The 12,854-nt window shown below is 71.6% G+C and carries 16 protein-coding genes; 11 read left to right on the top strand and 5 right to left on the bottom strand.

Features of this window, described 5'->3' with window-relative positions; genetic code table 11:
• Together B118_RS0109400 and ndhC are read left to right on the top strand one after the other, a co-directional pair.
• Positions 1-332 (top strand): C39 family peptidase (locus B118_RS0109400; protein ID WP_028192685.1); only part of this gene is annotated, 332 nt, incomplete at its 5' end.
• A 105-nt stretch (positions 333-437) separates the two neighbouring features.
• Complete coding sequence (ndhC, locus tag B118_RS0109395; RefSeq protein ID WP_018221289.1) at positions 438-815, top strand: NADH-quinone oxidoreductase subunit A; 378 nt, start codon at positions 438-440, stop codon at positions 813-815.
• A 37-nt stretch (positions 816-852) separates the two neighbouring features.
• On the opposite strand, the gene folP is transcribed toward ndhC, so the two are convergent.
• A complete protein-coding gene (gene folP / locus B118_RS0109390; RefSeq protein WP_018221288.1) occupies positions 853-1,722 on the bottom strand; it encodes a dihydropteroate synthase in 870 nt (289 codons plus the stop codon).
• 153 nt (positions 1,723-1,875) lie between these two features.
• On the opposite strand from folP, the gene B118_RS0109385 reads away from it, so the two are divergent.
• From B118_RS0109385 to B118_RS0109370, 4 genes are read left to right on the top strand one after another with little or no spacing between them, the layout of a single operon-like run.
• On the top strand, positions 1,876-2,490 hold the full coding sequence (locus tag B118_RS0109385) for a DivIVA domain-containing protein (RefSeq protein ID WP_028192684.1): 615 nt from the start codon (positions 1,876-1,878) through the stop codon (positions 2,488-2,490).
• The gene (locus B118_RS0109380; RefSeq protein ID WP_018221286.1) at positions 2,487-3,008 is read left to right on the top strand and encodes an SRPBCC family protein; all 522 of its coding nucleotides are present in this window, start codon (positions 2,487-2,489) and stop codon (positions 3,006-3,008) included. Before B118_RS0109385 ends, B118_RS0109380 begins: the two co-directional genes overlap by 4 nt.
• A 53-nt stretch (positions 3,009-3,061) precedes the next feature.
• Entirely contained in the window at positions 3,062-3,661 is a 600-nt protein-coding gene (locus B118_RS0109375; protein ID WP_018811467.1) for a DNA-3-methyladenine glycosylase I, read from the top strand.
• On the top strand, positions 3,658-4,269 hold the full coding sequence (locus B118_RS0109370) for a hypothetical protein (RefSeq protein WP_018221284.1): 612 nt from the start codon (positions 3,658-3,660) through the stop codon (positions 4,267-4,269). The genes B118_RS0109375 and B118_RS0109370 overlap by 4 nt, the downstream gene beginning before the upstream one ends.
• Before the next feature lie 22 nt (positions 4,270-4,291).
• Here the strand turns inward: B118_RS0109370 and B118_RS0109365 are convergent, their stop codons facing one another.
• Both B118_RS0109365 and B118_RS0109360 read right to left on the bottom strand, forming a co-directional pair.
• Entirely contained in the window at positions 4,292-5,083 is a 792-nt protein-coding gene (locus B118_RS0109365; protein WP_018221283.1) for an enoyl-CoA hydratase-related protein, read from the bottom strand.
• Positions 5,080-5,907, bottom strand: a complete 828-nt coding sequence (locus B118_RS0109360) for a PaaX family transcriptional regulator (RefSeq protein WP_028192683.1) — start codon at positions 5,905-5,907, stop codon at positions 5,080-5,082. Before B118_RS0109360 ends, B118_RS0109365 begins: the two co-directional genes overlap by 4 nt.
• A gap of 189 nt (positions 5,908-6,096) precedes the next feature.
• Here B118_RS0109360 and B118_RS30095 point away from each other — a divergent pair, with 189 nt between their 5' ends.
• Positions 6,097-6,264, top strand: coding sequence for a DUF3117 domain-containing protein (locus tag B118_RS30095; protein WP_011904620.1), 168 nt, complete (start codon positions 6,097-6,099; stop codon positions 6,262-6,264).
• 234 nt (positions 6,265-6,498) lie between these two features.
• Positions 6,499-7,965: a leucyl aminopeptidase family protein gene (locus B118_RS0109345; protein WP_018221281.1), complete on the top strand. Its 1,467-nt coding sequence runs from the start codon at positions 6,499-6,501 to the stop codon at positions 7,963-7,965.
• A 33-nt stretch (positions 7,966-7,998) separates the two neighbouring features.
• Here B118_RS0109345 and B118_RS0109340 read toward each other — a convergent pair whose 3' ends face one another.
• Positions 7,999-8,586: an O-methyltransferase gene (locus tag B118_RS0109340; RefSeq protein ID WP_018221280.1), complete on the bottom strand. Its 588-nt coding sequence runs from the start codon at positions 8,584-8,586 to the stop codon at positions 7,999-8,001.
• A gap of 331 nt (positions 8,587-8,917) precedes the next feature.
• Between B118_RS0109340 and B118_RS0109330 the strand changes: the two genes are divergently transcribed.
• The 3 genes from B118_RS0109330 to B118_RS0109320 all read left to right on the top strand — a co-directional run bounded on the left by B118_RS0109330 (position 8,918) and on the right by B118_RS0109320 (position 11,567).
• A complete protein-coding gene (locus tag B118_RS0109330) occupies positions 8,918-10,198 on the top strand; it encodes a S1C family serine protease (protein ID WP_080660309.1) in 1,281 nt (426 codons plus the stop codon).
• A gap of 73 nt (positions 10,199-10,271) precedes the next feature.
• A complete protein-coding gene (locus B118_RS0109325; RefSeq protein WP_027647892.1) occupies positions 10,272-10,700 on the top strand; it encodes a twin-arginine translocase TatA/TatE family subunit in 429 nt (142 codons plus the stop codon).
• Between the two features lie 105 nt (positions 10,701-10,805).
• A complete protein-coding gene (locus B118_RS0109320) occupies positions 10,806-11,567 on the top strand; it encodes a tyrosine-protein phosphatase (protein WP_027647891.1) in 762 nt (253 codons plus the stop codon).
• Between the two features lie 93 nt (positions 11,568-11,660).
• On the opposite strand, the gene B118_RS0109315 is transcribed toward B118_RS0109320, so the two are convergent.
• On the bottom strand, positions 11,661-12,809 hold the full coding sequence (locus B118_RS0109315; protein ID WP_018811464.1) for an Mrp/NBP35 family ATP-binding protein: 1,149 nt from the start codon (positions 12,807-12,809) through the stop codon (positions 11,661-11,663).
• Positions 12,810-12,854 lie beyond the last annotated feature (45 nt).

The following is a 12,854-nucleotide window of genomic DNA, read 5'->3' as shown; positions in this document are numbered from 1 at the left end:
TGAACACCGAAACCGGCAGCGACGTGTACCGCAGCGTCGAGATCTCCACCCCCGAGGCCGACACCACACAGACCGACACCCTGCGCGAAGACATCATCCGCACCGTCGACGACGGCCGCGCCGTCGTGGCCAACATCGCCGGCACCGCCACCGACACCAACGGCGAGAGCCACTCCTTCGCCGGCGGCCACTACATCGCCGTCAACGGCTACCGCGACGCCGGCGACCAGGTGAAGATCGCCGACTCGGCGAACCCGAACACCGCCGAGTACTGGATCACCACCGAAGCCCTCGCCGACTGGATCGCCACCCGCGGCTACTCCACCAGCTGACCCCCAACCAACCGACGAGGGCCGGCCCCACCAGGGGCCGGCCCTCGTCGTCGTCCACGGCTCGACGGATGCGGGCCCGGGGCCGGACCGGTAGTCTGAGCCACCGTGACCGGTTACCTGGGCTCCTACGCGACGCTCGGGCTCCTGCTCCTCGCCAGTCTGCTCTTCTTCGTGACGGCCTTCTCGGCCAACCGGGTGTTGCGCCCCGCCCGCCCTGCCGAGCCACCTGGCAAGCGCGCTGCCTACGAGTGCGGGCTGGACCCGGTCGGCGGTGACTGGGCCCAGGCCCAGATCCGTTACTACGTGTACGCCTACCTGTATGTGCTGTTCGCGGTCGAGGCGGTGTTCCTCTTCCCCTGGGCTGTGATCTTCAACCGGCGTGGCTACGGGCTGGTCACCGTCGTGGAGATGGCGATCTTCGTGGCGGTGCTGGCGCTGGGCATCCTCTACGCGTGGCGGAAGAACATCCTGCGCTGGACCTGACCGTCCGGCGACGCCAAGTCGGGGCCCACGGTGAGCGTTACGCCAGGCCGCGCCGGGTGGACGCGGGCGGGCGGTCGCCGCGGATGGTGGCCACCATGTCCAGGACCCGGCGGGTCGCCTGGACCTGGTGCGCCCGGAACACCCGGGCGCCCAGCCAGGCGGAGATCGCGGTGGCGGCGAGGGTGCCTTCCAACCGTTCGACGGCTGGCAGGTCCAGGGTCTCGCCGATGAAGTCCTTGTTCGACAGGGCGACCAGCAGCGGCCAGCCGGTCCCGGCGAGTTCGTCGAGGCGGCGGGTGAGCTCCAGGGAGTGGTGGGTGTTCTTACCGAAGTCGTGGGCCGGGTCGATCAGAATGCCGTCGGGCCGTACCCCCAGCGACACCGCCCGCTCGGCGAGGCCGGTCACGGTCGCCACCACGTCCGCCAGCACGTCGTCGTAGCCGACCCGGTGCGGCCGGGTACGCGGGGTCAGCCCGCCCGCGTGCGAGCAGACCAGCCCGGCGCCGGTCTCCGCCGCGACCCGAGCCAGCGCTGGATCGGTGCCGGACCACGTGTCGTTCAGTAGGTCCGCACCGGCGGCCACCGCCGCCACGGCCACCTCGGCCCGCCAGGTGTCGATCGAGATGACCACGTCGGGGAAGGCGGCGCGGACCGCGGCGATGGTGGCCACGGTCCGGCGGATCTCCTCGGCCACATCGACCTCGGCGCCGGGGCCGGCCTTGACCCCGCCGATGTCGATGATGTCGGCGCCCTCGGCGACCGCGCGTTCCACCGCGCGCAGCGCGCTCTCCTGCCCGAAGGTCGCGCCCCGGTCGAAGAACGAGTCCGGGGTGCGGTTGACGATCGCCATGACTCCGAGCTCACCTGGGCCGAAGGTACGTCGGCCGAGCCGCAGCGCGTTCGCCATCCCGCCTCCTGAGGGTGTCGCCGGACCTCCCGGCCGTCCCGACGCTAGTCGGTGCCCACCGAGTCGGCCGGACCGGTGGTCGATTCGCCTGCTCACCGGGGATCCGGGGTGGTGGGGTCGCCCCCGCCCGGTTGACATGCCACGATCTGGTGCATGGGTCAGGTTCTGCTCCTGTTGGTCGCGGCGCTCACCGTCGCGGCGGTGGTCTTCGGCGTGGCGGTGCTGGTCACCGACCGGGATTCGGGTCTTGCGCCAGTCGAGCCGGACGGGGCAGCGGTGCCCCTGCCCAGCACTCGCCCGCTGTGCGAGTCCGATATTGGCCAGGTGCGGTTCGACACCGCGTTGCGCGGGTACCGCATGGCTCAGGTCGACCAGGCGTTGCGCCGGGCGGCGTACGACATTGGCTACAAGACGGAGCTGATCGGGGTGCTGGAGGCAGAGGTCACCGCGTTGCGTGAGGGGCGCAACGCCGATGCGGAGACGCTGCTGCGCGCCCGCAGGCAGGCCGCCGGAGCGCACTCCGGGGCCACCGCTGACCCGCCCGATGGCGTGGCGCAGCGGTCCCGACCACCGGCTGCCGAGACCGCTGACGAGTCGGCGGACGAGGCCCGCCTCGGTGGCGAGGTCGGGCGACGTTCCGAAGCGCAAACCGTTGACGAGACCCAGTCCGGTCCCGAGGCTCGGTCCGGCGGCGAGAGCACGGCTGGCTCGGCGGACCGGACCGGGCCGGGCGCGGCGGACTCGGCAGCCCGCTCGGAGTCGGTGTGACGGTGGGGGACGGCGCCGAGGAGCGGGCCACCCCGGACCGCGCTGACCTGCGCGAGGTGGCGCGGCCGGGAGCCGGCGAGGTTACCGCCGCGGTGATCGTCAACGCTTCGGCCGAGCGGGTCTTCGCGGCGCTCGTCTCCTGGGAACGACAGAGCGAGTGGATCCCCTTCACCCAGGTCCGGGTGGTCGAGGGGGACGGTGGCGAGGGCAGCCTGGTCGAGGCGGTCACCGCGGTCGGGCCGGCCACCCTCCGCGACGAGATGCGGGTGGTCCGGGTAGACGCACCGTACGAGGTGCGCGTGGTTCACTGCGGGAAGCTACTGCGCGGCCCCGGCGTGCTGCGGTGCACCCCGTTGGCCGGAGAGCGGACCCAGGTCGTCTGGCACGAGTGGTTCCAACTGCCGGGCGGGGCGGCCGGACGGGTGGTGTGGCCCTTCCTGTGGCCGGGATCGAAGGTCGGCCTGACGCGGGCCCTCCGGCGATTCGGGCGGCGGGTGGAACAGGGCCGTCTTCCCTGATCTGCCCCGGCCGGGCGTGTCGGTGCGTCGGTGGGGTGCCGTAGCGTTGACGCGTGACTGACCTCGTGATCGGCGCTGACGGTTCGCCTCGCTGTGCCTGGGGGGCGGGCACGCCCGACTACGCCGTCTACCACGACACCGAGTGGGGCCGCCCGCTGCATGGCGACGACGCCCTCTACGAGCGGGTGACGCTGGAGGCGTTCCAGTCCGGGCTGTCGTGGCTGACCATCCTGCGGAAGCGGGCCGCGTTTCGGGAGGCGTTCGACGGGTTTCGGATCGAGTCGGTAGCCGCGTTCTCCGCGGCGGACGTCGCCCGGCTGCTCGGTGACACCGGCATCGTCCGCAACCGGGCCAAGATCGAGGCGGCGATCTCCAACGCGCGGGTCGCGCTGGAACTTCCGGCCGGTCTCTCCGCCCTGCTCTGGTCGTACGCGCCGCCACCGCGGCGCTCCCGACCGGCCTCGTTCGCGCAGGTGCCGGCGCTGACCGTGGAGTCCACCACGATGGCGAAGGCGTTGAAGAAGCGGGGCTTCCGGTTCGTTGGCCCGACCACCGCGTACGCACTGATGCAGGCCACCGGCATGGTCGACGACCATCTCGTTGGTTGCCACGTGCCAGCTGGCGGTGGCGACGTGATGGGATGGAGTGCATGACGACGGACACCGCGGACCGGACCGACCGGACACCCCGTACCGACGGCGCGGACACCTGGGCGGTGCTGCTGCCACCGGGGCGGTACGAGGCCGAGCGGCTCGTGCACCATGACACGTTCGAGCTAGTCGGTGCCGAGGGAACCCGGCCGCGCCTCGGCGACCAGGTCGCGGTGCTCGCCGATGCGCCGTCGAGGCTGGTCGCGCTGGGTCGGGTCACCGACATCGGCGACCTGCGCCCGGAGGGCCCGCGCACGGATCAGGTCGAGCCGCGGCTGGTGATCACCTACACCCGACGGTCTTTCGACACGCCGGTGTCGGCCGAATCCCTGATGGTCGATGGGCCGGTCACCCCGCTGGACCCGATGGCCTTCCAGGCGCTGGCCGACCAACTCGGCCCGCCCCCGCCGCGGCAGTCCTGGATGGTCAGTCTCAACCTGCCGATCGAGGCCGTGTCGCCGGCGGAGGCGGTTCGGGAGTTCTGGGCCTACGTGCAGGAACTGGGCCCCGGCGAGCTACCCGCATTCGTCTGGCCGTCCGGTGACGAGCTGGCCATGCAGGCGTTCGTCCTCGGTGCGGAGGCCAACCAGGACCCGGAGGAGGACGACTGACCGGGGGCGGAGCCCGGCACTGTCAGCGGCCCTCGAAGACCGGCTTCTGCTTGGCGACGAAGGCCATGGTGGCAGACCGGTGGTCGGCGGTGGCGCCGCAGATCGACTGAGCCTGCGCCTCGGCGGCCAGGGCGTCGGCGAGAGTGCCCGCGTCCGCGATGGAGAGCTGTCGTTTGATTGCCCCGTACGCGACGGTCGGGCCAGCCGCCAGTCGGGCGGCCAACTCCTGTGCCGCCGGGAGTACCTCCTCGTCGGTCGCGACCAGCCGGTTGAGTAGGCCGAGCTGGTGAGCCTCCGCCGCCCGTACCGGCTCGGCGAGCATCAGCAGCTCGACAGCCTTGGCGTGGCCGACGAGCCGGGGCAGTGTCCACGAGGCGCCGGTGTCGGCGGCGAGCCCAACCTTCGCGAACGCCATGAGGAAGCTGGTGGAGGGTCCACCGACGCGGATGTCGGCGAGGAAGGCTAGCGAGGCACCCGCCCCGGCGGCCATGCCGCCGACGGCGGCGACGACGGGTTTGGCCAGTCCCGCCAGCCGGGCGACGATCGGGTTGTAGTGCGTTCCCACGGTGTCGAGCGGGTTGCCCTCGCCGGACTCCAGCGTCCGCACGTGCTCGCGCAGGTCCTGACCAGCACTGAACGAACCGCCCGCCCCGGCCAGCACCACCGCTCGGCAGCTCCGGTCGTTCTCCAGCTCGGCCAGGGTGTCCCGGAGCGCCTCCTTCAGCGCCGTGTCGAACGCGTTCATGGCTTTGGGGCGGTTCAGGGTGAGGGTTACGACGGCGTCGGTACGGTCGATGAGGAGTGGCTCGGTCATGGTGTCAAATGACCCTTCTGTCCAGTGATGCGGTTACCGGCGTCGAGACAGGCCTCGACGTAGCGGTCGGCGGCCGGCCGAAGCCGGGCCGCGTGGCGGTCGAAGAAGCTGCCGGCGGCGGTGCCCGGCCAGCGCTCGGGAAGCAGCGCCAGCGGCAGCTGTGGGTCCCGGAACAGGAACGTGCGCCAGGCGTGCACGAGTCGGAACCGGGCGGCGTACGCCTCCTCGTCGGGACTGCGTACGGTGACTCCGGCGAGCAGCGCCCGTTGTTCGGTGACGAACTGCTCGTATGCCCGGCCGATCTCGGCCAGGTCCCAGGCGCGGCGGACGATGCCCATCGCCCCCGGGGTGCCGGCGGCGTGCGCGGCGGTGAACCGCTCGTAGCGCACACCTGCCTCGTCAAGGAGCAGGTCCACGCCCTCGCCCGGTCGGGTGGCCACCCAGGTGCACTCGTCAAGCGTGCCGTAGCCGAGGAAGCTCAGGTTCGCGGCGAGGCGCTGCCGTTCCCGGCGGGCGGTCGGTGGCGCCAGGACGAGCAGGTCGAAGCGCCCGTCCCAGCCAGTTTTGCCGGTGCGGTAGATCCGCGTGGCCGCCTCGTCCAACCGGCGTGCGGCTTTCGGCGTGATCGCGTAGCCCGGCCCGGTGACCATTCGGAGGGGTTCGAGCCAGCCCTGGCGCACCATCCGGGAGACCGCCGTCCGTACTGCTGGCGGTGCGATGCCCAGGGGTGCCAGCAGCTTGACCAGGGCAGCGACCTGTGCGCGGCCACCACGGGGCCGGAGGTGGTCACCGTACAGGTCGAAGAGTGCTGACCGTGCCTGCATGACCGCACATTGTGACAGGCCTTCTCGGGATAAGCTAGGTTCTGTTACATCAATACTGCCTCGGTTTGGGTCCGGCGGTGTTCATCAGGGAAAATCGTTGGTCGACACCCCGGTGAAGGTGCGGGTGGTCGTGGCGAAGTGGCTGTGGGGCAACCCACCGACCCTGGTTCAGGTCTGAGGGGAGACAACATGGCGGCGATGAAGCCGCGGACGGGCGACGGTCCGCTGGAAGTCACCAAGGAGGGCCGGGGCATCGTCATGCGAGTCCCGCTGGAGGGCGGTGGCCGGCTCGTCGTCGAGATGACTCCGGACGAGGCCAACGCGCTCGGTGATGCGCTGAGGGCGGCTGCCGGCTGAGTACGGACCGTCCGCGCCTCGCGTGGACGGTCCGTCCGCCTCCTGATCCACCGGTGTTCGCTCGCCGGTGGTCGTAGGCATGCTGAAAACGGGACGGCGAGTCGGTGGCCACCCGGGACTCCGGGCGGCCACCGCTGGTCGTCAGGTGACCCACCGACCCGGCAGCCGCCTGCGGAATTTTTCCTGTCCTGCGGACGTCGCTCCGCAGGCTTCTCCTGGAAGGTACGGCGTCGCGTGCTCGCCATCCGTCTCATCGCTGAGCCCGAGCGGCTCGATGTCCTGGCCCTGCCCGTCCGACCCGCTGGCGAGGCGGAACCGTCAGCTCAGCCGGTGCCCGTCGCGGCGGCCCTGCCGGACGGGGTCGCCGACGAACTCGCCGCGCTGCTGCCGGTCGCGCGACTGCGCGGCGATGCCGGTCAGACCTGGACCCAGCTTCGACCCGAACGGGTGCCGGCCCGCCTGCTCCCGTTCGGGATCGGGGCCGGGGACGAGGCGGCCTGGCGGACGGCCGGGGCCACCCTCGCCCGAGCGGCGGCCGGCGGGGAGCACGTCACGCTCCCGCTACCTACGGCTACCAACCCAGCAGCCGTACGGGGGCTGGTGGAGGGGCTGCTGCTGGCGTCGTACCGGTTCCGACTCGGCGCCGACGAGGCCGCGCCCGCCCTGGCCGCGGTTGACCTGGTGGTGCCGGATCCAGCGGAGTACGCCGACGTGGTCGCGGGCGCCCGCACCACCGCGGAGATGACCCGACTCGCCCGCGACCTGGTGAACATGCCCTCGTCGGTGAAGAACCCGGGCTGGTTCGCCGGGCAGGTGGCCGACGCCGCGGCCGACCTCCCCGACCTGCACCTGCGGGTCCGGGAACCGGATGAGCTGGCCGCCGAGGGCTTCGGTGGGATCGTCGCGGTGGGCAGCGGCTCCGCCAACGGTCCCCGGCTGGTCGAGCTGGACTGGCGGCCGGCCGGGGCGCGGATGCACGTCGTGCTGGTCGGCAAGGGGATCACCTTCGACACCGGGGGGATCTCGATCAAATCCCGGGACGGCATGAAGCTCATGCGCAAGGACATGGCCGGCGCGGCGGCGGTGGTGGCGGCCACGCTGGGGGCGGCCATGCGGCGGCTGCCGGTCCGGGTCACCACCCTCGCCCCGCTCGCCGAGAACATGGTCAGCGGCGCCGCGTTCCGACCCGGCGACATCATCCGTCACTACGGCGGCGTTACCAGCGAGACCACCAACTCCGACGCCGAGGGCCGGCTGGTCCTCGCCGATGCGCTCGCCTACGCCGTACGGGAACACCAGCCCGACCTGGTTGTCGATCTGGCCACGCTGACCGGTGCGAACGCGGTGGCGCTGGGCAAGCGCACCGGCGCCCTGTACAGCGAGAACGACCGTCTCGCCGGGGACCTGTTGGCGGCGGTCAACGCCGCCGGTGAAGCGGCGTGGCGGATGCCGTTGCCGACCGACTATGTCGACTACCTCAGCAGCGATCTCGCCGATCTCTACAGCGCGCCGGCCCAGGGAGCTGGGTCGGTGGTGGCGGCGCTCTACCTGCGCGAGTTCCTCGGCGAGCTGCGGGACAGGTGGGTGCACGTCGACATGTCGGCGCCGTCCTGGTCGGAAGGGGCGGACGCGGAGTTGACCCCGGGCGCCACGGGCTGGGGTGTCCGTTCGCTCCTGCGCTGGCTGGACACGCTCGGCTGACGTGGGTCGATGGCGATCCGGGCGTCCGGATGCCTAGCTGCGCACCGCGGTGAGTAGCCCGTGGCCGACCGGGAGCAGGGCGGGAATCCAGTACTCGGACTCCCGGATCGCCTTGATCGTCTCCCGGGTGGTCACCGTCTCCACATCCCGGGCGGCGGGGTCGGCGATCCGGCCGTCGGCCAGGGCGCCGTTGAGGGCGAGTACTCCACCCGGTCGGAGTAGCCGGTGGGCGGCCTCCACGCAGGTGGCGAAGCCAGTCGCCTCGGTGTCAACGAACACCAGGTCGTACGCGCCGTCGGCGAGGCGTGGCAGCACGTCCAGCGCCCGGCCGGTGATGATCCGGCTCCGCCCGGCGGGGAAACCGGCCTCGGTGAAGATCCGGCGGGCGATGCGCTGATGCTCGATCTCACCGTCGATCGTGGTCAGTACCCCGTCGGGGCGCATTCCGCGCAGCAGCCAGACACCGCTGACGCCGGTGCCGGTGCCGATCTCCACCACCGCGCGGGCGTTGCCCGCGGCGGCCAGCAGCCGCAGGGCGGCACCCGCACCGGGGGTCACCGCCTCCAGGCCGATCTCGTGGGCGAGGGCGCGGGCGGTGCGCAGTACGAGATCCTCGGTCACGTATGACTCGGCGAGTTGCAGAGCCTGGGCCGAAGAGCCGGAATTGGCGACCGTGGCGATGGGACACCTCCGGACGGCGTTCGGGTCAGAGCGGGCTCCGGGTGCTGCGGCAGCATGACCGGAACGCGCCCCGCAGGGGTGAGTGGGGCACTGTGAGCCTAGAGGCGATGTGCACGGGGCGCAGCCGCGCGTCCCACACATCGACGATCACGGTGGGTAGCCATGACTCCACCCGTGGCTTCCGTGCAATCCTGGAGGCGGTGTCCGAACGAGTGCGACCGGTCGAGCGTGGCTGGCACGGATGGGCCCGGGACGAGTGGGAGGCAGCGACGTGACCGATGGCTGGGACCGGCGCCAGCCCGGGACGGGTGCCACAGCGGCGGGCTCGTCGTCGGCTCCTCCTCCGCCGGGCGGCCCGGGTTCGCCCTGGTGGTCTGACGCGTTGGCCGACCCGTGGCGGGATCCGATGGCACCGGCGGCGGTGGTCGTGCCCGCCGCGCCGGTTCCCGGCGCCGAGCCGGAGCCGGTCACCGACCCGGATTCGGCCCGTCCCAGACTGCGGCACCTGCTGATCATTCCGTTGGTGACGGCCCTGCTCGCCGGTGCGCTGGGGGGTGCGCTCGGTTACGCGTTCGCGATCCGCGGTGGCACCGCCCCGGTCCTCGGTGGTGCCCCGATCCAGCCGCCGGAGCTGGCCCAGCGCCGGCCGGAGTCGCTCGCCGGGGTGGCCGAGCGGGTGCTGCCGAGCGTGGTCACGGTTCGGGTGGCGGTGCCCGACGGGACGAGCGAGGGTTCCGGCTTCATCGCCACCACCGACGGCTACGTGATCACCAACGACCATGTGGTGGCGGGCGCGACCGGGCCGGCCACGGTGGTCTTCAACGATGGCAGCTCCGCCTCGGCCACCCTCGTCGGTCAGGATCCGGAGTCCGATATCGCGGTCATCAAGGTCGCGAAGGAAGGGCTCCGTCCGGTGGCGTTCGGTGACTCGGAAGCGCTCGCGGTCGGTGATCCGGTGTTGGCCATCGGGTCGCCGCTCTCCCTGGCCAACACGGTCACCGCCGGCATCATCAGCGCCCTCGACCGGACGATGCAGGCGGGCGAACCGGGCGGCCCCACCCGCTACTACGCGGCGATCCAGACCGACGCGGCGGTCAACCACGGCAACTCCGGCGGCCCCCTCGTGGACGGTGCCGGCCGGGTGGTCGGGGTCAACTCCACGATCAAGTCGCTGGTCGCCGAGGGGCAGGAGGCCGGCAACATCGGGCTCGCCTTCGCGATTCCGATCAACCAGGCCAAGCGGATCACCCAGGACATCATCGGCACCGGCAAGGCCCGTCGTACGGTGATCGGCGCCCAGGTGGGCGGCGGGGGTGTGGGTGCCGGGGTGGGGGTGCGGTTGGTCTCGGTGGAGCCCTCCGGTCCGGCGGCCAGCGCCGGGCTGCGGGCGAATGACGTGATCGTCACGCTCAACGGGCGGCCGACGAACGGGCCGACGGACCTGATCGCCCTGGTCCGCAAGTTCGCACCCGGTTCCGTGGTGGTGGTGGAGTACCGGCGTGGCACGTCGCGGCGGAACGCCTCGGTGACCCTGGTCGCGGATGCGAAGTGAGCCGCTCGGCCCCCTGCCGAGCTAGCCTGTGACGTGCGTAGGCTTGCGCTGAGGCCGAAGGGAGGGTCGTGCGGTGTTCGACAACCTGAACTGGTGGGAGATCGGTGCGCTGTTGCTCCTGGCGCTGTTGATCTTCGGTGACCGGCTGCCCTCGGTCATCAGTGACGGTCTGCGGATGGTGCGTAACCTGCGCCGGATGGCGACCAACGCCACCACTGACCTGAGTCGGGAACTGGGCACCGACATCCAGCTCCAGGACCTGCATCCGAAGGCGTTCGTTCGTAAGCACCTGCTCAGCGAGGAGGATGAGGCGGCGATTCGGAAGCCGCTGCAGGGGGTCTACGACAACCTGCGGGCCGATGTCACCAGCGTGCGCGAGGAGTTGAAGGACGTCGCCACCGCCGTTGACCCGACAAGCCGTCCAGCCAGCCCCCCGGCCCGGACGACCGGCGGTACCCTGCCCGCGCCCACTCCTCGGGTCAGCTACGACGACGCGACCTGACCCGACGACGCGACCAGTAGCGGCGGCGCGACCGGCAACTGACGGCGCGACCTGACGGACGCCTCGCCGGGGTTTGGTGGTGGGGTCGAGCTATGGTGCCGTGGCATGACTAGCATCGACTGTGGATCGACGCCGCTCGTCCGTGCCGACGGCGATGACCCGACGGCGGCGCGGGGCAGGGAGCTCTTCTGGGACGGTTGTCTCAACGCTCGGGAATTGGGCGGGCTCGGGCGGGTACGGCCGGGCGCGGTGGTCCGGATGGCGGAGCCGAACCACCTGAGCGCGGCGGGGTGGGCGGCCGCCTGGGCGTACGGGGTTCGCACGGTCGTCGATTTGCGAAACGCCGACGAGTACGGGCCGGACAGCGCGCCCAGACCAGCGGGGATCACGACGGTGCGGGTGCCGCTCGAACCGGTCGGCACACCCTTCTACGCGCACTGGGAGAAGATCGATAACCTGGCGTCACCGTTGTACTACCCGGCGATGCTGACCGAGCAGTCGGAGCGGGTGACAGCCGCCGTCCGGGCGATCAGCACCGCCGCACCGGGCTGCGTGCTGTTTCACTGCTCCGGCGGCAAGGACCGGACCGGGCTGCTCGCGCTGGTGCTGCTGACCTTGGCGGAGGCGACGCCGGAGGAGATCGTCGCCGACTACCTGCTCTCCTACGAGCGGATGCGGCAGCGCTACGCCGAGCTTGGTCACCCAGACCAACTCGTCGCGGTGACGGAGTTCCTGGCGACTCGGAACACCACCATCGAGGCATCGCTGAGCTCGACGGTCGCCGCCCTGACGATGCCCGACTACCTCCTCAAGAACGGCCTGACCGCAGCCGAGGTCGGCGACCTACGGGCTCGCCTGATCACCTGACCGGCGGGCCCAGCCACCCGCCTGACCGACTGACCGGCGGGCCGCCCGGCAAGAGGCCCGCCGGGTGTTGCCGAGCGGCCCGACCAGGTCGAGCTAGCTGCCAGCCGGCTTGAGGCCCAGCGGTTTGCCGAGCAGTGACTCGCGTCGTACCGCGAGCCGGTCGGCGACCTGGCCCAGCGCCGCAGCGGCGGGGGCGGTCGGCTCGGCGAGTACGACCGGGTTGCCCTCGTCGCCGGCCTCGCGGACCCGGGTGTCGAGCGGGACCTGACCGAGTAGCGGCACCTGCGCACCAACGGCCTTCGTCAACGAATCGGCGACCGCCTGGCCGCCGCCGGCCCCGAAAACCTCCATTCGGGTGCCGTCCGGCAGCTCCAGCCACGACATGTTCTCGATGACGCCGACCACCCGCTGGTGGGTCTGCAACGCGATCGCGCCGGCCCGCTCCGCCACCTCGGCGGCGGCGGTCTGCGGCGTGGTGACCACCAGGATCTCGGCGTTGGGCAGCAGCTGGGCCAGCGAGATCGCCACGTCTCCGGTGCCCGGGGGCAGGTCGAGCAGGAGCACGTCCAGGTCGCCCCAGTACACGTCGGCGAGGAACTGCTGTAGGGCCCGGTGCAGCATCGGGCCCCGCCACACCACTGCGGCGTTGCCGGGGGTGAACATCCCGATCGAGATGACCTTCACCCCGTGCGACTCGGGCGGCATGATCATGTCCTCGACGCGGGTGGGTCGCCCCTCGGCCCCGAGCATCCGCGGCACCGAGTGGCCGTAGATGTCCGCGTCAACCACCCCGACGGAGAGCCCCCGGGCGGCCAGCGCCGCCGCCAGGTTGACCGTCACGCTGGACTTGCCGACGCCGCCCTTACCGCTGGCCACCGCGTAAACCCGGGTACGGGAGCCGGGCTGGGCGAACGGGATCACCGGCTCCTGGTCGGTGCCGCCGCCGCGTAGCCTGGTCTGGAGTTCCTTGCGTTGCTCGGGGCTCATCACGCCGAACTCGATCTCCACCCCCGTCACCCCCGGCACCGTGCCCACGGCGGCCGTGATGTCCGAGCGCAGCTTCTCCTTCAGCGGGCAGCCGGCGACGGTGAGCAGCAGCTCAACCTGAACCACGCCGTCGTCGCCGATCGCCGCGGAGCGGACCATCCCCAACTCCGTGATGGGACGGCGGATCTCCGGGTCGTTGACAGTGGCCAGGGCGGCCTGAATCGCGTCGGAGACGGTATTGGCTGGTGCAGACATGACGGCAATGCTACGTCGGCGACGATGCGGCGCCGCCCTGGGTGG

Origin of the sequence: Salinispora pacifica CNR114 (assembly GCF_000514775.1) — a bacterium.
GTDB classification, from domain to species: domain Bacteria; phylum Actinomycetota; class Actinomycetes; order Mycobacteriales; family Micromonosporaceae; genus Micromonospora; species Micromonospora pacifica.
Note: the sequence above shows the minus strand (reverse complement) of the source record. Positions and strands in the feature narration are given on the sequence as shown.

What these genes read in the sequence shown, in the direction of transcription:
- folP (WP_018221288.1), bottom strand. Translation starts at nt 1,722, where the DNA reads ATGGCGAACGCGCTGCGGCTCGGCCGACGTACCTTCGGCCCAGGTGAG.
- B118_RS0109385 (WP_028192684.1), top strand. Translation starts at nt 1,876, where the DNA reads ATGGGTCAGGTTCTGCTCCTGTTGGTCGCGGCGCTCACCGTCGCGGCG.
- B118_RS0109370 (WP_018221284.1), top strand. Translation starts at nt 3,658, where the DNA reads ATGACGACGGACACCGCGGACCGGACCGACCGGACACCCCGTACCGAC.
- B118_RS0109365 (WP_018221283.1), bottom strand. Translation starts at nt 5,083, where the DNA reads ATGACCGAGCCACTCCTCATCGACCGTACCGACGCCGTCGTAACCCTC.
- B118_RS0109360 (WP_028192683.1), bottom strand. Translation starts at nt 5,907, where the DNA reads ATGCAGGCACGGTCAGCACTCTTCGACCTGTACGGTGACCACCTCCGG.
- B118_RS30095 (WP_011904620.1), top strand. Translation starts at nt 6,097, where the DNA reads ATGGCGGCGATGAAGCCGCGGACGGGCGACGGTCCGCTGGAAGTCACC.
- B118_RS0109320 (WP_027647891.1), top strand. Translation starts at nt 10,806, where the DNA reads ATGACTAGCATCGACTGTGGATCGACGCCGCTCGTCCGTGCCGACGGC.
- B118_RS0109315 (WP_018811464.1), bottom strand. Translation starts at nt 12,809, where the DNA reads ATGTCTGCACCAGCCAATACCGTCTCCGACGCGATTCAGGCCGCCCTG.